This window comes from Microbulbifer agarilyticus (assembly GCF_019800665.1).
Taxonomy (GTDB): Bacteria; Pseudomonadota; Gammaproteobacteria; order Pseudomonadales; family Cellvibrionaceae; genus Microbulbifer; species Microbulbifer agarilyticus_C.
On the sequence record NZ_JAHVKO010000005.1, the window covers coordinates 390,208 to 409,350 of the forward strand.

Annotated in this window: 17 protein-coding genes; 14 read left to right on the forward strand and 3 right to left on the reverse strand. The window is 56.4% G+C overall.

Annotation, left to right across the window (positions count from 1 at the left end; all coding sequences use genetic code 11):
• Nucleotides 1-79 precede the first annotated feature (79 nt).
• Both KUV22_RS14450 and KUV22_RS14455 read right to left on the reverse strand, forming a co-directional pair.
• Complete coding sequence (locus KUV22_RS14450; RefSeq protein WP_222232238.1) at nucleotides 80-679, reverse strand: Yip1 family protein; 600 nt, start codon at nucleotides 677-679, stop codon at nucleotides 80-82.
• Nucleotides 680-1,117: 438 nt separating this feature from the next.
• Complete coding sequence (locus tag KUV22_RS14455; RefSeq protein ID WP_222232239.1) at nucleotides 1,118-2,182, reverse strand: branched-chain amino acid aminotransferase; 1,065 nt, start codon at nucleotides 2,180-2,182, stop codon at nucleotides 1,118-1,120.
• A gap of 447 nt (nucleotides 2,183-2,629) precedes the next feature.
• On the opposite strand from KUV22_RS14455, the gene KUV22_RS14460 reads away from it, so the two are divergent.
• The gene (locus KUV22_RS14460; RefSeq protein ID WP_222232241.1) at nucleotides 2,630-3,010 is read left to right on the forward strand and encodes a hypothetical protein; all 381 of its coding nucleotides are present in this window, start codon (nucleotides 2,630-2,632) and stop codon (nucleotides 3,008-3,010) included.
• Between the two features lie 16 nt (nucleotides 3,011-3,026).
• Nucleotides 3,027-4,322 (forward strand): hypothetical protein, encoded by a 1,296-nt coding sequence (locus KUV22_RS14465; RefSeq protein ID WP_222232243.1) that lies wholly within the window; start codon nucleotides 3,027-3,029, stop codon nucleotides 4,320-4,322.
• A 647-nt stretch (nucleotides 4,323-4,969) separates the two neighbouring features.
• Here the strand turns inward: KUV22_RS14465 and KUV22_RS14470 are convergent.
• Complete coding sequence (locus KUV22_RS14470) at nucleotides 4,970-5,437, reverse strand: hypothetical protein (RefSeq protein ID WP_222232245.1); 468 nt, start codon at nucleotides 5,435-5,437, stop codon at nucleotides 4,970-4,972.
• A 10-nt stretch (nucleotides 5,438-5,447) separates the two neighbouring features.
• On the opposite strand from KUV22_RS14470, the gene KUV22_RS14475 reads away from it, so the two are divergent.
• From KUV22_RS14475 to KUV22_RS14530, 12 genes are all read left to right on the forward strand, one after another.
• The gene (locus KUV22_RS14475; RefSeq protein WP_222232247.1) at nucleotides 5,448-5,927 is read left to right on the forward strand and encodes a hypothetical protein; all 480 of its coding nucleotides are present in this window, start codon (nucleotides 5,448-5,450) and stop codon (nucleotides 5,925-5,927) included.
• 61 nt (nucleotides 5,928-5,988) lie between these two features.
• The gene (locus KUV22_RS14480) at nucleotides 5,989-7,185 is read left to right on the forward strand and encodes a hypothetical protein (RefSeq protein ID WP_222232248.1); all 1,197 of its coding nucleotides are present in this window, start codon (nucleotides 5,989-5,991) and stop codon (nucleotides 7,183-7,185) included.
• A 123-nt stretch (nucleotides 7,186-7,308) separates the two neighbouring features.
• Nucleotides 7,309-8,889 (forward strand): hypothetical protein, encoded by a 1,581-nt coding sequence (locus KUV22_RS14485; protein WP_222232250.1) that lies wholly within the window; start codon nucleotides 7,309-7,311, stop codon nucleotides 8,887-8,889.
• A gap of 349 nt (nucleotides 8,890-9,238) precedes the next feature.
• The gene (locus tag KUV22_RS14490) at nucleotides 9,239-11,329 is read left to right on the forward strand and encodes an SUMF1/EgtB/PvdO family nonheme iron enzyme (RefSeq protein ID WP_222232252.1); all 2,091 of its coding nucleotides are present in this window, start codon (nucleotides 9,239-9,241) and stop codon (nucleotides 11,327-11,329) included.
• 11 nt (nucleotides 11,330-11,340) lie between these two features.
• Complete coding sequence (locus KUV22_RS14495) at nucleotides 11,341-11,703, forward strand: hypothetical protein (RefSeq protein ID WP_222232268.1); 363 nt, start codon at nucleotides 11,341-11,343, stop codon at nucleotides 11,701-11,703.
• A gap of 118 nt (nucleotides 11,704-11,821) precedes the next feature.
• Nucleotides 11,822-12,616, forward strand: coding sequence for a MotA/TolQ/ExbB proton channel family protein (locus KUV22_RS14500; protein WP_010132654.1), 795 nt, complete (start codon nucleotides 11,822-11,824; stop codon nucleotides 12,614-12,616).
• Between the two features lie 97 nt (nucleotides 12,617-12,713).
• Complete coding sequence (locus tag KUV22_RS14505) at nucleotides 12,714-14,018, forward strand: hypothetical protein (RefSeq protein ID WP_222232269.1); 1,305 nt, start codon at nucleotides 12,714-12,716, stop codon at nucleotides 14,016-14,018.
• Nucleotides 14,008-15,090, forward strand: coding sequence for a vWA domain-containing protein (locus KUV22_RS14510; protein WP_222232270.1), 1,083 nt, complete (start codon nucleotides 14,008-14,010; stop codon nucleotides 15,088-15,090). The genes KUV22_RS14505 and KUV22_RS14510 overlap by 11 nt, the downstream gene beginning before the upstream one ends.
• A complete protein-coding gene (locus KUV22_RS14515) occupies nucleotides 15,087-16,088 on the forward strand; it encodes a vWA domain-containing protein (protein WP_222232271.1) in 1,002 nt (333 codons plus the stop codon). The genes KUV22_RS14510 and KUV22_RS14515 overlap by 4 nt, the downstream gene beginning before the upstream one ends.
• A gap of 71 nt (nucleotides 16,089-16,159) precedes the next feature.
• The gene (locus KUV22_RS14520; RefSeq protein WP_222232272.1) at nucleotides 16,160-16,786 is read left to right on the forward strand and encodes a hypothetical protein; all 627 of its coding nucleotides are present in this window, start codon (nucleotides 16,160-16,162) and stop codon (nucleotides 16,784-16,786) included.
• 76 nt (nucleotides 16,787-16,862) lie between these two features.
• The gene (locus tag KUV22_RS14525) at nucleotides 16,863-17,549 is read left to right on the forward strand and encodes a hypothetical protein (protein WP_224919077.1); all 687 of its coding nucleotides are present in this window, start codon (nucleotides 16,863-16,865) and stop codon (nucleotides 17,547-17,549) included.
• A gap of 49 nt (nucleotides 17,550-17,598) precedes the next feature.
• Nucleotides 17,599-19,050: a M48 family metalloprotease gene (locus KUV22_RS14530; protein ID WP_222232273.1), complete on the forward strand. Its 1,452-nt coding sequence runs from the start codon at nucleotides 17,599-17,601 to the stop codon at nucleotides 19,048-19,050.
• The last annotated feature ends 93 nt before the right edge of the window (nucleotides 19,051-19,143 follow it).

The window sequence follows — 19,143 nt, forward strand, 5'->3', positions numbered from 1 at the left end:
TTCGCTGGGAACCTGGGCGGAGGATGCCATCATCCCGAGAGCCCGGCACATGGCCGGGCTTCAGGGTAAGCAGCACAGGTTAGCTGAATACGGGGGCGGCCACGAAGCTCCAGAAGAGCACAGTCCCGACCATAACCACCACGACCATCACCAGACACACGGTAACCACCGCACTGGCGAACAGAAAGCCGCGCTCCTCGGAAACGTTCATTACGATGGGGATACCCACATAAAGCAGGTAAACGGCATATGCCACGGCCAGAGTTGCCACCAGGATATCAAGCCACAGGATCGGGTAGAGACCTGCTGCACCGGCGATGAAGATAGGTGTAGCGGTAAATCCGGCGACCACGATTCCTTTCATAGGATGCGTCTTGGCACCGTAGGTTTTCGCCATCCAGTGAATAAAATAGCCGACGGCAACCACCGCCAGAATCATGGTGACATAGAACACGGCCACCAAGGAAAGCGCACTATTGTTGGTGAGCGTGCGGACCTCTCCGCTGCCGCCAATGTTCCAACCAATTTCGGTCGTACCGAAGTACCAGCACAACGCCGGTACCAGCGCCAGGATAATGACGTAAGGAATCTGGCGGTTGACCCCTTTTTCGGATAAACCGGCAATTTCCTGCCACTGCCTGCGCGGTTGTACCATCAGGCCGTAGAGATGATTCAGCATTCCCATTCTCCTCACTCACGAGGAACCACACGGCTTTTGGCCGCAGGGGAGAGCCTTTCAGGGAGTCACAGACGCAATTCGACTCCTGTGTCTCAATTTGATCTGGATACTACTTGTCAAAGTGAGGGATACCGCCAAAGGCTTTTCCCAAAAAGTTCCAGTTTCTTATTTTGTCACCGGCAGTTAGCACGCAGCCATTCGTACCGGCGTATTTCGCAGCGCCTGTTTCTCTCAGGCACGTTGTTGTTGTAACACCTCCGTCATGCAAGTCAACGGACGCTCTGTATTTCGCGCAAATAAAAATGCGGTCGTTCCCCATGGAAACAACCGCATCCTGAATAGTGCTACCGAAACACTCGAACCCCGGCTTTCGGCGGCAGTTCACTCAGCAACGTAAAGGCACACGCCGAGCGAATTACCCGAAAGAGCCCAAAGACGTCACAAGCTGGCCATTTGCACCATTTGCATCCAACCGAAACGATCCTCGACACGTCCCTCCTGAATATCCAGCAGTGCAGCGCGTAATTCCGCGGCAACCGGACCGGGAGCGCTGGCCAGGCGGTAACGGTTTTCGCTATCACCAAGTTCGCTGATGGGGCTCACAATGGCGGCGGTGCCGCACGCGAATGCCTCGCTGCAGGTGCCGGAGGCAACCAGCGCGAGCAAGTCGTCAATATCGATTTCCCGCTCATGGACTTCGATACCCAGGTCCCGTGCCAGCGTCAGCATCGAGTCCCGGGTCACCCCTTCCAGGATGGAACCATTGAGTGCCGGCGTATGCAGGGCGCCGTCCATCACCGCGAAGAAGTTCATGCCCGACAGTTCGTCTACCGTGCGACGATTGCCCGGGTTCAACCACAGGGACTGGTCGTAGCCACGCTCCTTGAGGCGCGCAATGCTCAACAGTGATGCCGCGTAATTACCGCCCACCTTGGCGTCGCCGGTACCACCTACCGCCGCGCGGCTGTCTTCCCGCTCGACCCACAGGCGCATATTGCCGGCGTGGTACGCCTCGGAAGGACTGGCGATGACATAAAACTCGTACGCCTTGCTGGCAGTCACCGAGAGGTCTGGCTGGGTTCCGATCAAAAAGGGACGAATATAAAGAGATTCGCCAGTACCCACGGGGATGAGTGTTGCGCAGTAGGACACTACCGTGCGCACCGCATCCATAAACAGATCTTCCGGCACCGGTGGCATGCACAAGCGGCGCGCAGAATGGACCATACGCTCGGCGTTGCGCTCCGGCCGGAACAGGCCAATCTCACTGCCACAGCGATAGGCTTTCATACCTTCGAAACAGGTTTGCGCGTAGTGCAGGACCTTGGCGGCCGGGTCCAGGGCCAGCGGTCCGTAGGGGACCAGCTCACCATCACTCCAGCGGCCATCCTGATACCGGGCGCGAAACATAACTGGCGCCATCACGGTACCGAATCCCAATCGTTCAGGGACCTCATACCCGCGCAGGCTGGCAATGGCTTCTGGTTGTATTTTTATGCTCACAAAGCTCTCCCACTGTTTCTGGTGCGGTCAATCCTGCGAATTATGGCTGCAACAGGGGTAGTTTCCAAACCCCTAGACCAACAAGCAGCCAAATCAAGCAACAAAAAGAACAAAAAAAGACACTTTTTAGGATAACCCACACCCAAATAGATAAAAACTCCGCCAGAGACGAAATCGCCAGCCGTACTGACATCTGCATCGGCCTGACGACACCCTAGACCACCTCAGGCAGGCAACGACACGCTTTGTCATCCGCCTCCACCGCACGGGCGAATTATTGGCACTGAGATAGTTCCATGCTCCTTCGCTCACAGTCGCAGGCTGCCAGACTGTTTGAGTCAAAATTTACATGCGGTTGCGTAAATCATCCGATGCCGGCGCGAGATAAAACCTGTCTCGATAATTACCGCCAAAATCGACATCCGGAATTTAGGCACCGACGTACGAATGCCAGTTCGCGCCGTGTCCAACACGCGTCGATCTGTGTGGCAAAGCCGAGTGGCGCGCCTGCCTACGCGAGGAGGCAAAGCACGAAATATCCTTGGCTATACTGAAAACACATGGACGGTAATCGCCATACACAAGGAAAACCACCGCCAACAATTGGCAAAAGATTTTCCGGCGAAACCAAAGTCCAGCGTCGATATCGACAACACACCGGGAAACCGGCAGGAAAGAACACGAACCACACTTCAGGGAGAGAAGTTCCGCGCGGAGTCGTCGGCGGCAGAAAATTGCATGACTGCCAACGATGGAAGTAGCCACGTGGATATCGAGCTTGTCGAATTTTGTGTTGCACAAAATTCTTCGAGTCAGGCAAACATGTAATGGAAGTGGTTCAATCGTGACACAGACAGATACCAGCAACGCTATTGCTATCGGCTTGATGTTTACAGCCTCAGCTCTGCTGTGTGGCTCTGTTGCGGCGGAAGAAAACTCCGCTCTCGACAATGCCAAGGCTCCACCTACGGCGTATATAGAGGCAGCGTCAAAACCACTGGAGAAACCCAAGCGACGACTTCGCCGCTCAGTGGCCATCGACGAGTACCGCCAGCGCATAGAAGACATGGAAGCCGAGCACGGTGCCTATGGCGCGGGCATTGACGAACAATTAATGGGATTGGGCCATGCCCTGCAACGACACGGCGCGCATGAAGAAGCTATCTCACAGTTTCGTCGCGCAATGCTGATTAACCGTGTCAACGAAGGGCTCTACTCGCTCAACCAGGTTCCGATGATCGAACGCATCATCGAAAGCCAGGTCGCCCTGAACGAATGGGAAGGTGCTAACGACAACCACCAATATTTGTTCTGGCTTCACGCAAAAAACTATGGGGAAAAAGATCCACGGATGCTCCCCATCATCAATCAACTGAGCAGCTGGCACCTGCAAGCGTACATTGATGAAAAAGGTGCAACCATGTTCGAGCACCTGATCAATGCAACGAATCTGTATGCGTTGGCAGTGGATATTATTTCGAACAATTTCGGCGCGAATGATTTGCGACTGGTCGAGGCCCTACGTGGTTTGAAAGCATCGAACTACTACCTGGCGACCTATTCCGGTGAGCCGCAGGAAGCCATCGTAATCAACACCGGGTTCGCCGGTGGCAACATGTCGAATGAGCGCCGCGCGCAGCTGGATCACTATCGCATGAATAGTTTCAGCTCCGGAAAAACTGCGATCACCAAGATCATGGATGTGTACCAGAAAAACCCGGCCTCGCCACCGGCGGCTTCCGCCAAGGCCAAGGTGGAACTGGGAGACTGGTACATGCTGTTCAACAAGTGGCACTCGGCACGCAAAACCTACGGCGAGGCCTACCACGCACTCTGGGATAACGGTGCGACCAATCAGGAAATTGACGAGATCTTCGGGCGCCCGGCGGCACTACCCAGCCTGCCCCTGCTCGATGAAGATCGCGAGGCGCTGGCGAATGCCTATGTGACCGTATCCTACGATGTCACCGCTTTTGGCAAGGCGCGCAACATCCGCATTCTCAGCGCGCAACCGGAAGACAAGGTAAGTATCCGCTCTCGGGTACGCAATGTACTGAAACGCGCGAAATTCCGCCCCCGTTTTGAAGATGGTGAACCGGTGGAAACGAAAGGCATCGTTCAACGATTCGTTTTTGACTAAGTCCTCTGTCGGCGAATTTATCGGAACAGGATTAAACAGGGGCCAAAGGTACGTAAGGAAACAAACCGTGTTCGACTGATGTATCGAGGTAAGTGAAAGCCGCACAAAACAGGCAGGGAAAAAGTGGCATGAAATCAAGCCCGGCCCTTAAACCTAGTGTTGCCGACACTGTCGAACAGACAAGGAACACGCGGGTCGCAGCGCGATCGCTGCGGCCCGTGAACGCATCAGGAGAAAGCAATGACTTTAAGGACGCTCGCCCGTCGTTTCGACGCCTCCAACAGTGGCATGCACAGCCACAATTGGAAAACCCTCGCCTCGGTACTGGTCCTCGCCGCGGTGATCAGTGGCTGTAAAAATCAGCAAACACAGCAACAGCCTCCGGCACAGCCACAACAGCCATCCAGTTCGAGCCCATCGAGCCCCTCACAGTCTCAGTCGCAATCCCAATCGCAGTCGTCGAGCTCATCGAGTAGCCGCTCGCAATCCAGCCCGTCCACGGCCAGCAGCATGCCTTCGCCGAGTTCGCCGAGCAGCAGCCGCAGCCCGAGCGTGTCGACCTCCAGCAGCCAGGCGCAGCCAAATACTTCATTCCCCAGTATTGAGTCCGGGGATCGCTCCAGTGAGCAAGCGTCTAGCGCCTCTGATCAGGGTGAGGAATCCAAGCGTCGCTCCAGCGCGCAAAGCAGCAGCGACGCAGACCCAACCGCCAGCCGCAGCCCCTCCTCGCCGGTGTACAGCGATTCTGACCAGCGCCCGGAAGAATCTCGTATGCCACCGGACCCCTCTTCCAATAGCGAGGGAGAGCCGCCGGATGAGATCGACTTTTCCGAAGAGCAAAACACGGCCAGCAGCTCGTCCAGCAGCAGTTCCTCAAGTTCTTCGTCCAGTTCATCCAGCAGCTCATCAAGCAGCAGTGCGTCTAGCAGTAGCTCACAGGCCAGCGCCAGTGCCTCCGGCGCACCAAGCAGTGCTTCCAGCAGTTCTCCCAGTAGCGCCGCCAGCGGGGCCCCGGCTTCGGCACAGGGTGGCCAGAGCGGTGGACAAAGCAGCGCACAGCAGTCCAGTGCATCCGCCAGCGCGGGAGGCCCCGCCGGTGGCAGCAGCGCGCCCAATGAAGCGCCAATGAGCAGTGCCGAACGCGTCGCCGAGCTCGAAGGACAGTTCGAATCCACCATGGCCAGTTACGACGGCATGATCCTGCGCGAGCGTGATTACGTGCGCAACCGCCCGGCGTCCGAGCAGGAAGAGGAGGCCATGGAGGACGAGGTTCCGGCCGGTGAATCCCTCGAGGACTTGATCCAGTCCGCCGAAGCAGAGTTACCGGCACCGCCCCCACCCGGCGGTCAGGGTGAAGGCGGCTCTGGCCCCGAACAAAGTAATTCCAGTGGTCAGGCGACCGGCCCAGGTCTTCCTACCAAAGGACGCATGGGTGAATTCGATCACGGCGGCAGCCCTGCGGTGGTGCCAGAAGATATTCCGACCGGAGACGATGACGACGTTGTCGCGCGCCAGATTCGCGAAGCCGCCACCCGCGAAACAGACCCGGAGTTGCGTGAACGACTCTGGGAAGAGTATCGGAAATACAAAAAATCACAGAAATAACAACGAGCATTCATCAGGGACACTTGAAAGAGTTCGGAGAAACTAGGGAGAGAGTAACGTCATGTTTTTCTCGTATTTACGCAGCACCGTATGCAGCCTGGCGTTCGGTCTTTTGACCATCACCGGCTGCACAACCACCGAAGTACGTACCACCGCCTATACACCGCTGACGGTTGAAGATCAGGCGATTGCAGAAAACCGCCTGTTGGACGTGGGTATCGTTCAATTTGACGCAGGGCTTGATCGCGAGGATGAACCGGAAGAAGACGAGCTGGTGTTTCCGGAACTTCGCCGCGCGGAGTCCCGTTATATTGCGGTGACCCTTGCGGATGCGCTGCAATCCAGTCAGGGCTGGGGCGCGGTACGGGTAATTCCCAGCGAACGCACCAATATCGATGTGACCGTATCCGGCACCATTGTGCAGTCAGACGGAGAGACCCTTACCGTCGAAGTGACCGTGCGTGATTCTCGCGGACAGCTGTGGTTTACCAAGGAGTACACCGAGCTCGCCTCCCATTACGCCTACGACCGCAAGCACCCCACTGAAGGGGATGCATTCCAGGGCATATATAACCGCGTATCGAACGACATGCTGATGTACCGACAGGGTCTTTCGGACCAGTACATCGCCGAGCTGCGCACCATTTCGGAAATTAAATTTGCCCAGAGTTTCTCACCCAGCGCATTCCAGCGTTATCTGGTTCAGGACCAGAACGGCATGTACCAGCTGACCTCGCTACCAGCAGACAACGATCCCATGCTGCAACGCGTGCGCCAGATTCGTGAACGGGATTATCTGTTTGTGGACACGCTTCAGGGTTACTACGGGACCTTTGTAAAAACCATGAAGGCGCCCTACCAGGAGTGGCGCGCCATGAGTTTTGAAGAAGTGAAACAAATGCGCGAACTCAAGCGCAAAGCGCGTAACAACACCATCATGGGTGTGGCCGCAATCGTTGGTGGTATTGCCGCTGCTGGCGCGGGCGGCGGCGCGGCAAGCCAGGCGGGTAACGTCGCCGTTGCCGGCGGTGGCTATCTGGTAAAGAGCGGCTTTGATCGACGCTCCGAAGCCAAGATGCATATCGAAGCACTCCAGGAGCTTGGTGATTCCATGGAGGCAGAAGTGGAGCCGCAAATCGTAGAACTGGAAGATCGCACCGTTACCCTGTCTGGTTCGGTGGAAAACCAGTATCAACAATGGCGCGAACTCCTCAGAGAAATCTATCAGGCAGAAACCGGTGGCCTGCAGGACATTTGACTGTGTTTCCGCGGGTGCCCATCTCTGCCGGGCGCCCGCAACGCGGAACCGTACAGAGTGCGGCAGTGAGTTCATCATCGCCGCCAATCAATAGACAATAACAGCGAGCACAGCGGAATACACATGCAACACCGCGATTCCAATTCAGAAGATCCATCCTACATCCAGCCCGCAGAGTTTTCCTTCGGTGGCGAGGAAGACGGCAATGCCCCCCAAGGTAGTGCAGGCTCGACGGACAAAACGAACCCGCAACGCAACCTGCGAAAAAATACCGGGAAATTGATTCCACTGCTCGTTGGCGGCGGCATGCTGACCGGTTTGGTGGCTGTATTCTGGTTGCTGCCGCAGATGGTCGACACACCCGAGCCGCCGGTAATTACGGCGACCAGTCAGGCCCCCACTGCCGCCACAGCTGCCCAGCCCAAGATTGAAGAATCGCCCTTCACCGAAGCGGAGATCATGCAGCAACGGCGGGATGTTCAGCAGGTGCTGCAAGAAATTCTCCAGTTACAGGAAGAGCTGCTTGAGCGACGGGTGGAGACCTGGGCGGCGGAGGACTACTTCGCCGCACGCACCCTTGCAGAGGAAGCAGATGGGATCTACCGCCAGCGCAAATTCATGCAGGCCTTGCAGCAATATCGCCAGGCATTGTCGGCGATGCAGCTACTGCGTGACAGTATTCCTGCGCGTATCGAGCAACACCTGGCGGAGGGCAATAGCGCACTGGACATTGGCGACGACAAGGCCGCACACACCGCATTTGATCTGGCACTCACCATTTCCGAAGGGCACCCGCGCGGGGAAAAAGGCAAGGCCCGCGCAGACCTCTTGCCCGAAGTGTGGTCACACTTCACCAGCGGTAAGGAAGCGTTTGAAACACTGAAGCTGGATCTCGCAAAAACCGAACTTGAAAAAGCGCTGGCACTCGATGCCGAGACGGCACCCGCCAAAGCCCTGCTGCCGGAAGTTAAGGCCGCTATTCTCGAGCGCGATTACAGCGAAGCAATGTCGGCAGGTTACGCTGCGATTGATCGCAATGAATTTGAGAAAGCCAAAACGCTTTTTTCCAAAGCCAAGAAATTGAAGCCACAGGCGACAGATCCGGACGCCGGCCTGCAACAAGCAGCAAATGGTATCGCCCAGGCCAAAATTGATCGCCTCTTTGCCAGCGCCAGAAAAAATGAACAAGCGGAGCAGTGGCACAAAGCTACAGCAAAATACACAAAACTGATTGAGTCTGACGCTAGTCTGGTGGAAGCCATAACCGGCAAAGCACGGGCCAGCGCACGGGCAGAACTCGACGATCAGCTGCAGGAATTGCTGGGCGACCCGTTGAGCCTGAGTCAGGCGAAGCGCAACCAGTATGCGCGCAAGGTCCTTGCCGATGCACGCGGATTGAATGCAGGCGGCACCCGTATCAGCGGGCAGATTGAATCCCTGGAAACCGCACTGACCCGAGCGCTGATTCCTATTACCGTGGTGTTACAGTCAGACGCCAGCACCCAGGTCACCATTTACCACGTAGGCAAGCTCGGCAACTTCTCGCAACGGGAAATCGCGTTGAAACCGGGCCGCTACACCGCGGTGGGCACCCGCCAGGGTTATCGCGATGTGCGCCAGGAATTCGTTGTTGACCCCAAGTCCGACTCACCGGTTGTCACCATTCAGTGCGCAGAGAAAATTAACAGCGCCAATAATTCCTGAATCGGGAAACCCTGCCCCGGCGAACAGATCAAAAAGTACAAGATTTTTCACGTTGTACACGCTGTTCGCTGGCATCACCACCTCAGAAAATCTGACCCACTGGACGCGTAATTTTTAGTTATTTTGACGAAGCCATCAGTGGACGAAATTGTCGTCTCAGTATCGCCAAAACAAGTAAAGCTACGCCAATCATCCTGCGATTCAGGCCGCACAGACGAGAGCAGACTAAGCTGAAATGCGCGGCTTTGTGTCTCTTGCCCAGAGGTGTCTCCGCCGAAACTGCATGCGGATAAAAATGCGACAGCCGCGACGGAAAAATCAATAAGTACGCAGTAACAGGGAATCATAAATGACAGCCAAGGAAGCGGTATCCGCTCGCGATAGTGAGCCGTCCAACGAAGATGCACCCGTTATTCAGCCGATTGGCTTCACCCCTGCTCCGGTGGCTTCCGGCAGCAAGAAACTCCTGCTGTCCCCAAGAGCAATCATCGTCGCCAGCTGCCTCTTCGCGGGCGCATTGATGCTGGTGTACTTACTGATCGCCCGCTCCCTTATTTTCGAAACCCAACCCAGTGATGCCGACGTCACCGTAAGCGGTATTGCACTGCCCCTGGGAGATGGCCATCTGGTGTTACCGGGCCATTACAGCTACACCGTGAGTGCCACAGGTTATGTGCCGCAAAGTGGCGAGGTGGAAGTGCGCAGCGATCGCAACAGTCGCCACGCGGTCAATCTGGAGCGCTTGCCTGGGCACCTGCAGGTGGTCACCGAACCCAATGTGCCGGTACGCATTTTGGTAAACGGCGCGGAAGTGGATAGCAACGCAGGACTTGCGTCCGCTATCCCCGCGGGTCGCAAACGCATCACCATTATCACCGAGCGCTACCTGCCATTTAGCAAAGAACTCGAAATCGAGGGCCTGGACAACACGCAGACACTCACCGCGAATCTGCGTCCTGCCTGGGCCAATGTATACATCACCAGTAATCCTGCCGGCGCCACCGTGAGCGTAGAAGGAAAAATTCTCGGCACTACCCCGCTTACCGCTGAGCTGGTGCAAGGCGACCGGATGGTGGACATTTCACTATCGCAATACAAAACCGTTCAGGTTCCCGTGCCGGTAACCGCCGGTGTCGACCAGACCCTGCAAACTGTCGACCTGTCTGCGGCCGATGGCACCCTGCGAGTTGTGAGCACGCCCACCGGAGCCAGCGTCACCGTCAATGGTGAGTACCGGGGCCAGACACCGCTGGATTTGGATCTCGCATCCAACAGCCGCCATAAATTGCGCTTCTTTATGGATGGCTACAGCACCGTTGAGCGTTCGGTGGATGTGCGCGCCGGCGACCTGCGCGACATGAATGTCGAGCTGGTGGCGGTATTCGGCAAGGTATCCATTAGCAGCAGCCCCGCTGATGCTCAGGTGTTCATCGATGGCAAGCTCGCTGGCGTTGCAGGTCAGACCTTCACCCTGCCTACGCGCAGCCACAGTATCCTGGTGCGCAAGGCTGGCTATGAGGATTACCAGACCACCATTGTTCCCTCCAACAAACTGAAACAATCCGTTCGCGCCGTCTTGCTAACCGGCGAACAGGCCCGCTGGAGCAATGTCCCCACCGAGATCACCCATGGGGCAGGCGGCAAGATGCTGCTTATGCGCCCGAAGGCGGAATTCACCATGGGCTCCTCTCGCCGCGAGCAGGGGCGACGCGCCAATGAAGTGCTGCGCAAAGTTGCACTTAACCGTCCGTTTTACATTGGAACAACGGAAGTCACCAATCGCGAATACCGGCGCTTCCAGCGCATGCACAATTCCAGCCACGCCAACGGTGTCAGCCTGGATAACGACAGGCTACCGGTCGTAAATATCAGCTGGAACGACGCTGCGCTGTTCTGCAACTGGCTCAGTGCGCGCGATGGGCTCAAAGAGGTATACCGCAACGAGGGCGGCCGCGTTACAGGTTTTGATGCCAGCGCCGACGGCTACCGCTTACCCACCGAAGCAGAGTGGGCCTGGGCATCGCGCTTCGAGCGCGGCGCCATGCGCAAGTTCCCATGGGGTGACGCACTCCCGGTAGGCAAGAACTCCGGTAATTACGCGGATAGCAGTGCCGGCCAAATCGTTCCCGCAGTGCTGCGCACCTATAACGATCGCTACCCCGCAACGGCTCCCGTCGCCAGCTACGGTCCCAACCACATGGGCCTGTTTGACATGGGTGGCAACGTATCCGAGTGGATTCACGATATGTACAGCATCGGCACCGGCCTCTCCCTCAAACGAGAGGAAAACCCCGTTGGTACGCAGGAAGGGGACTATCACGTAGTACGCGGCTCCAGCTGGAAGCACGCGGGTCTGACTGAGCTACGGCTCTCCTACCGCGACTACGGTGCGGACCCACGCAATGACATCGGTTTCCGTGTTGCCCGCTGGGTCAAATAATCGGAGGGCATATGACACAAGAAAAATCGCAAAACAGCTCTGCACCCGTTACGCAGGCTCTGTTTGTGACGAGCTCCAGCAATAAACGAGCGGCTCTCATTCTGGCAGCAGCCTTCGCTTGCGCACTCGCCTTGCACCCCTTGCCGAGCGCCGCGCAACAAGAGGCCGCCGACGACGCCAGCGAAAATACGCAGCAGAGCGATGAATCAGAAAATACGGCAGCGCCGAAAGCCGCGGTAGAAACCACAGCCGCACCCAAACCGAAAAAAACCAAAACCAGTATCAAAGCGCAAAGCGCACAAAACGCGGACAGTTACGAAGCAACGGAAGAAATTTCCGAGGACCTTTCTGTTTCGTATCCCGTGGATATCTGAAGTTGACACAGACATTGCACCTAATCCCGATAACGGGCGGGTGCATAGAGCACACACAGACAATAGCAATACCGGGCCAATCACCAATGGAAGGCCCTCCAAAAAAGCGGGAAATCTCATGAAATTCAAGTCTTCAGATTTTATGTTCCAGCTGTTTGCCCTGCTCGGGGCCATCATCCTGGTCCATGCCATCTATGTAGCGATTATCCGCCCAAATGCGGATGCCTTGATCGCAGAACAGATGGCACGTGAAGAAGCCGGGGAAACCTACGCACAACAGCGGTCCCTCTACATTGTGATGCGCGACTATGAACAGGAAGCCTGTTTTGTCCTGATGCTATGGGCCATGGCCATCATGGGGCTTAAAGCGCGACGCTCCATCCGTGAGCGCAAACTGCTGGACGAGGCATTACTCAATGTCAGCGAGGGGACACCAATACTGCCGGAAGATGCCCGGGATCTTTCGCGGCCAATCCAGGCACTGCCTGAAGACGAACGCAACTTTTTACTTCCCCGCGCACTGCTGACCGCACTGCAGCGTTTTGGATCCACCCGCAATGTCGCCGCAGTCTCAAACTCCGTGAAGGAAGTGTGTGAAACGGAGGGGGATCGTCTGGATAGTGAATTGGCCATGGTGCGGTACATCACCTGGGCTATTCCCTCGATCGGATTTATCGGCACCGTGCGCGGTATTGGTGAAGCCCTGGCTCAAGCCCATCGCGCAGTAGAAGGCGATATTGCTGGCGTCACCGTGAGCCTCGGTGTGGCTTTCAACTCCACCTTTGTAGCGCTGGTAATCAGCATCGTCATTATGTTTTTCACCCACCAGCTACAGCTGATGCAGGAGCGGCTGGTACTGGATACACAGAACTATTGCGACAACAAATTACTCCGTTTCCTCAAGGTGAGTTAAGCGACGGAGAAAAGATTTGAGCAATGCCGGGAATCCCGGTTAACCAGAGATTCGGCAAGTCACGGACCTGACTGCCCAGAGCAAAACAGGAATTGGCATGAGCAAGGGTGTACTGGAAATTAACGACTGCGGCCTGCGTGTTTTCGATGGCACTAATGAAATCCTCGAAAGCCCGGGGGTCGCGATTATTAACAGCCGCGAGATCATTACCGGTACCGCCGCACTAATGCGTGCGCGCAGCCACCCCACCGAGGTTAATCATCAGTTCTGGCGGCGACTGAGCCTGGAGTCGGTAAAGTCGAACAATCCGGGATGCCGTCACCATGCGGATCTTGCTTTTTGTCAGCTCAAGCACATCGCGGAGCTCTGTGATCTGCCAGATGAGGTCGCCCTTGCGGTACCCGGCAACTTTACCCATGAACAACTGGCCCTGTTACTCGGTGTCGTGAAGGAAAGTGCATTCAACAGCGTCACCCTGATCGATAGCGCAGTTGCCTGCATCAGCAGCTGCGCACCGCGCGGCGGCCATCTGCATGTGGAACTGCACCGGCACCAGACACTGGTGAGCCGTGTAGAGGTACATGAACATGCGGAGCTGGAGATTGCGGAAACCGTCACCGATTCCGGTCTCCAGCATTTTCAGGAAGCCTGGGCCCGTGTGTTTAGCGACGCCTTCGTGATGCAGTGCCGATTCGATCCGTTCCACTCGGCCGAAGCTGAGCAACAACTGTATGACCTGCTGCCGCAGTGGATAGCCCGCGCGATGCGCCAGGGTGAAGTTATGGCAGAACTGGACGACCGCACCGCAAAGGTCAGCCTGCGTCAGCTGCAGGATGCGAGCACCCCCATCCTCTCACGGGTGCGAGCGATGATCGACAATCTCGGCGACGCCAACAGTGTGGTATTCGTCTCGCATCGCTGGGCAGAAATACCGGGCGGCGCACAGCTCGCTGAACGCATTCACTTGCTGCCCCACAATGCCGTGGCGCAGGCGGTGGAAACCCACTGGCAGGAACTGCACTCGGAAACCGGCAATCTGCGACTGATCACCAGCCTGCGTGCGGCGGAAGCGCACGATGTCGCCGTACAGGTCAATGCGGCCGCAGAAGCTGGTGCTACCCACCTGTTACATGGGCACCGCGCCCTCGCCGCACAACAGCCGCTGTTTGTGAGCTGGCAGAACGGCAAGCTGGACGTCACCCCTACGCCACCCACCCACCCCGCGGCCACCATCACCAATCACGCCGGGCGCCTGGCATTGCGCGTGGATGCCGGTGCGGACTTGATGTTGAACGGCGAATCCATTTCCGCCCCGGTAAACCTGGCCGCAGGTGACCGGATTGGCGTGGCGGATTTCGACGGCGTAATAACTGCGATCAGCGTGGAACAATATGGCGCGTAAAAACCGGCGTTTTACAACGTTCAGCCTGTCATTTCTCGACATCATGTCCTGCGGGTTTGGCGCCGTGGCGTTGATCTTCCTGATCATCAAACATGGCTCGGATCACGACGTTGAGGCGGAAAACCAGGATCTGTCGGCGGAAGTAAACCTTCTGCAGGAGGAGGTTCAGTTCGGCCGTGAGCACATGGTGCTCGCCCGCAACACCCTCGATACCACCAGTGACGAACTCGCCAAGGCCCAGGGGCTGGCTAGACGGATCATGGAACAGATTGAAGAGGTAAAAGGCAATCTTGCCGAAGTGGACAGCACGACCGATGAGATGGACATCGCCCGCCTGCAGGAAAAGCTGAAAAAGCTGGAACAGGCCAAGAAACAGCTAGAAGAAGAAAACAAAAAGCTCGGCAACAACGTGCGCAAGTTTGTCGGTGATGGAGACCGGCAATACCTCACTGGTCTGCGCCTAGGCGGTGACCGGATCCTGATCCTGCTGGATTCCTCTGCCAGTATGCTCGCCGACGAGCTGATCAAGGTCATCCGTACCCGCAACATGTCGGATTCGGTCAAGCGCAATACGGAAAAGTGGCGCCGCGCCAAGCAAACCGTCAACTGGTTGGTGGCCCAGTTCCCACAGGATAGCCAGTATCAAATCTATACATTCAACACCGGCTTTCAGGCCGCCATTGTCGGCACCGAAGACCGCTGGCTGAATGTCGATGATCGCGACCAGATTGATGAGGCCATGAAGTCGTTGGATAAAGTTGTCCCACAGAACGGCACCAGTCTCGAGCGCATTTTCCATGCGGTGAACAATATGTCTCCGCTGCCCGACAACATCATTCTGATCACCGACGGCCTGCCCACCCAAGGCATGAAAGCACCGCGCGGCAACACCATATCCGGCAAGGACCGGCGGAAGCTCTTCCGCAATGCGGTGAAGGTGCTGCCCAAGAGTATTCCGGTCAATGTGGTACTCGCCCCCATGGAGGGTGACCCCTTTGCCGCTAGTGAGTTCTGGAAGCTTGCAATGAACAGCCAGGGCTCCTTCCTCGCACCCTCTAAGGACTGGCCATGAGTAGACGTAGCAAGCGACAGCAAGAAGAGTTCAGCATTTCTTTTCTCGACGTTATCTGTTGTGGATTCGGTGCGATCGTCCTGCTGCTGATGATCGCAAAGACCGTGGAGCCGATCGTGCTGGAAGAAGCGGAACTGGATCTGGACGGCCAAGTGCAGGAACTGCAGGAACAACTGGCAGAAATCCGCGGCGAAACCACCATTTTGAACCGCGACCTGAACGCAAAGAAAGAACAACTGGATATAGAGACCAAACGCATTGCCAAGCTGAAGGGCGAGCTGGAAACCCTACAGGCGGTATACGCCCGCAAAACCGAGAGCGAGTCAGAGGAAGGCAAGCTGAAGGGTGAGCTGACCATCGCCCTGCAGAGCATGACCGATGAAATGAAGCGCCTGCTCGGTGAAAACTATCAGCGTAAGAACAATGTGATCGGCGGTATCCCGGTAGATAGCGAGTACATCCTGTTCATCATCGACACCTCCGGCAGTATGTTCAATTACGGCTGGGATCGCATGATCGAAGAGATGGTCAACACACTCAACCTGTATCCCAACGTGAAAGGCATCCAGGTGATGAACGATATGGGGGACTACATGTTCTCCAATTATCGCAATCGCTGGATCCCTGATACGCCGGGGCGTCGCCAGGCAGTGCTAGATCGCTTGCGCGCCTGGAACCCCTTCAGTAATTCAAGCCCGGTAGAAGGGATCCAGAAAGCCGTGCGGACCTTCTATGACCCCAACAAGAAAATCAGTATCTACGTACTGGGCGACGAATTTACCGGCAAGTCGATTCGCAACGTCATGATGGCCGTTGACCGCGTGAATGCACAACGGGGCGAAGACCAGCGCATGGTCCGTATTCATGCCATTGGCTTCCCGATCCAGTTCTCGCGCCCACTGCACCTGCAGACCACTGGCCTGCGCTTTGCCGCGCTGATGCGGGAGCTCACCTATCGCAACGGCGGCACCTTCGTAGGACTCAACGATTTTCGGTAAAAATAATTTGACCAGGGGCACGGATCGCCCGGGAGCAAACAATGAACATCTGGCTAACTGGACTTCGCACAATGAGCAGGCTTTTCGCGATACTGACCATGGTGCTACTCACCGCCTGCGCCCATACCGTTTCGGTAGATGGTCAATTCCCTACCCCTGTGGGTAACCAACACCCGCTGATCGTGGGAGTCTTTCTGAGCGACGACTTCCGACAGTTCACCTACAGCGAGAACCGGGATGACCGCGATGAGTGGAACATCAACACCGGGCGTGCGCAGAAAAATCTTTTTGAGACAGTCCTCGGCTCAATGTTCCGGGAGACCATCAGCCTCTCCCAGTATCCCAGCGACCTGCCGCAGGGGCTGGACCTGGTGATTGTGCCCGAAGTGCGTGAGCTCCAGTTCACCATGCCGCGGGAAACCCGCGTAAATATTTTTGAGGTCTGGATCAAGTACGACATGCACGCCTACAACCAGCGCGGGGATTCGGTGGCTGAGTGGGTGATTACCGCATATGGAAAAACGCCAACCGCATTTTTGAAGTCGCAAGAGGCCGCGCTGGCACAGGCGATTAATGTAGCGCTGCGCGATGCTGGCGCGACACTCTATACCGGTTTTGCACAGGTACCGGAGCTGCAGGCATTTATCGCCAATAAGCAGCGCGCACTGAGTATGCAGGAAGCGACTAGCGACGAGTAATCCGCAGCCGCGCAGAATGGATTTATGAGTTCGGGTCGAGCCCTATCTGGCAGGCCCCATCAAGGAGGATGGTTCGGTGAAACCCCTGAGTAATTTGGCAGCACCACTGCTACTGGCCGCAGCAGCGCTATCCACCGGTGGCTGCACCACCGTGGTTATCGATGAATATCGGCGCAGTACCGGTGAGCTGGCCGTTGGTGATTCTGTGGTGATTCTCGGCAGACGACACTCCAGTGAATACGAAACCGAACCCGACCTGATCGACTGTGTCGGGGACACTCTGCACAACCCTGAGAGCGGGGTGAACGTTATTCCAGAACAGCAGTTCGTCGATGCCCTGTACCCATGGTTTGAGCCACGCAAGGCGCCCATGCATATCAAGTCGCTGAGCAAACTGATGGATATTCCGGACGTACGTGACCGCATGGAGCAGTATGGGGTTAAGTACATCGTGTGGATTGACGGTTCAACGGAAACTACCTCCAGCGCCGGTTCCATTGGCTGCTCGATCAGTACCGCTGGTGCCGGCTGTTTCGGCTTCGGCACCTGGGACAAAGAATCTGACTATGAGGCCTCGGTATGGGATTTCCGCGATCAGGAGCTGTCAGGAAAGATCAGCGCCGATGCCCAGGGCACTTCTTACATGCCCGCGATCGTTGTACCCATCCCACTAATTGCGCGGGTACAGAACAACGCGTGCAAGGGTATGGCCGCGCAACTGCGAGAATTTTTATTACCACCACAATCCGCCAGTCGTTACTGAATGGCGACCACCTTGCTAAGGATCGGAGAGAATAAGACAGGAGATCATCATGCACACATTCAAAAAAATTATGGTCGCAGCTCTGCTCGCCAGTGCAGTGGGCTGTGCATTCAACCCAGCCACCAACCGGCCAGACCTGGTGCTGATGTCAGAAGAGAAAGAGATAAAGATCGGGCGTGAAATGCACGAGAAACTGGTCGCCAGCACGCCGATCTATAACGATCCGATTCTGAATGCCTATGTGGAACACGTGGGGCAAAAAATTGCCCGGGCCAGCGATCGTCCAGACCTGACCTATTACTTCACCATCATCGACAGCCAGGACATCAACGCCTTTGCCCTGCCCGGCGGCTATGTGTACATCAACCGCGGTCTGCTGACTTACCTGCAATCTGAGGCCGAGATGGCGGCAGTGCTCGCCCACGAGGTTGGGCATATCACCGCCCGCCATGCGGTGCGGCAGAAGACCGCTGCCACCGGCGCAGGCGTGGCCTCAGTGCTTTCCGTACTGGTTACCGGCAGCGGTGTTGTCGGCGATGTGGCAAACCTCTGGAGCACCGCAGCGGTGAAAGGCTACGGCCGTGACATGGAACTCGAGGCCGACCGCTTTGGCGCCCAGTACATGTACAACGCTGGGTATGACCCGCAATCAATGATCAACGTAATCGCGCTGTTGAAGGATCAGGAAACCTTTGCCCGGCGCCGCGCCAGGGTCGAAGGGAAAAAACAACAGACGTATCACGGCGTCTTCTCATCCCACCCGCGTAATGACATTCGCCTGCGGGAGGTCGTGGAGGCCGCCGGCGAGTTACCGGAAGACAAGAAAATCACCAAAGTGGAGTATTATCGCGAGCGCACCGACGGATTGGTTTACGGACAGAATGCGCAGGAAAGTGAAAAGAATCGATTCAATCACAAGAGCCTGGGCTTTTCGCTTTTATTTCCCGAAGGCTGGAATGTCGAAAATCAACGCAGTGCGATCGTTGGTACCGCGCCGGATAAATCCGCCACGATGACAATTCGAGTTGGCAAACGCGACGGAAACCAGCCTGCCGATATGGCGCTGCGCGGCGTATATGACGTACGCAACCTTGAGGAAGACGAAGCGCTCAGCCAGTACCGCCTGGAAGGGCACACGGGCAAACTGCCAGTGCGTACTGGAGATTCACCAGACCGTGTCGCGGTGCTGTTCTATGGCAGCCGCCAATACATCCTCGAAGGCAAAGTTGCCGAGGAGTCGGAGGATAAAGAGAAGCAGGCAGAATACGACAACCTGTTTATGACGAGTATTCGCAGCTTCCGTCCATTACGTAAAACGGACATAGTGAAGCCCGACATCAAACGCGTCCGCTATGTACAGGCAAATGAAAAGACGACATTTTCATCGCTGGCCCGGCATATGGAGATCGGCGAGTACGCAGAAGAGCAATTGCGCCTGCTAAACGGCTACTATCCACGCGGCGAACCCAAGCCCGGCGAGTGGATCAAAATCGTTCAGTAATTTGACGCAAGCCGTACGGGCGCCGGAAGCGGCGCCCGTACTCTTCCCCTCAATTTTTCCTTACCTCTAACTGACACACTTCTGTCACAATTC

Bases quoted from the DNA above. Each gene is read 5' to 3' on its own strand.
- KUV22_RS14450 (WP_222232238.1), bottom strand. From the start codon at position 679: ATGCTGAATCATCTCTACGGCCTGATGGTACAACCGCGCAGGCAGTGG.
- KUV22_RS14460 (WP_222232241.1), top strand. From the start codon at position 2,630: ATGCCAGTTCGCGCCGTGTCCAACACGCGTCGATCTGTGTGGCAAAGC.
- KUV22_RS14475 (WP_222232247.1), top strand. From the start codon at position 5,448: ATGAGCAGTGCCGAACGCGTCGCCGAGCTCGAAGGACAGTTCGAATCC.
- KUV22_RS14480 (WP_222232248.1), top strand. From the start codon at position 5,989: ATGTTTTTCTCGTATTTACGCAGCACCGTATGCAGCCTGGCGTTCGGT.
- KUV22_RS14485 (WP_222232250.1), top strand. From the start codon at position 7,309: ATGCAACACCGCGATTCCAATTCAGAAGATCCATCCTACATCCAGCCC.
- KUV22_RS14490 (WP_222232252.1), top strand. From the start codon at position 9,239: ATGACAGCCAAGGAAGCGGTATCCGCTCGCGATAGTGAGCCGTCCAAC.
- KUV22_RS14495 (WP_222232268.1), top strand. From the start codon at position 11,341: ATGACACAAGAAAAATCGCAAAACAGCTCTGCACCCGTTACGCAGGCT.
- KUV22_RS14500 (WP_010132654.1), top strand. From the start codon at position 11,822: ATGAAATTCAAGTCTTCAGATTTTATGTTCCAGCTGTTTGCCCTGCTC.
- KUV22_RS14505 (WP_222232269.1), top strand. From the start codon at position 12,714: ATGAGCAAGGGTGTACTGGAAATTAACGACTGCGGCCTGCGTGTTTTC.
- KUV22_RS14510 (WP_222232270.1), top strand. From the start codon at position 14,008: ATGGCGCGTAAAAACCGGCGTTTTACAACGTTCAGCCTGTCATTTCTC.
- KUV22_RS14515 (WP_222232271.1), top strand. From the start codon at position 15,087: ATGAGTAGACGTAGCAAGCGACAGCAAGAAGAGTTCAGCATTTCTTTT.
- KUV22_RS14520 (WP_222232272.1), top strand. From the start codon at position 16,160: ATGAGCAGGCTTTTCGCGATACTGACCATGGTGCTACTCACCGCCTGC.
- KUV22_RS14530 (WP_222232273.1), top strand. From the start codon at position 17,599: ATGCACACATTCAAAAAAATTATGGTCGCAGCTCTGCTCGCCAGTGCA.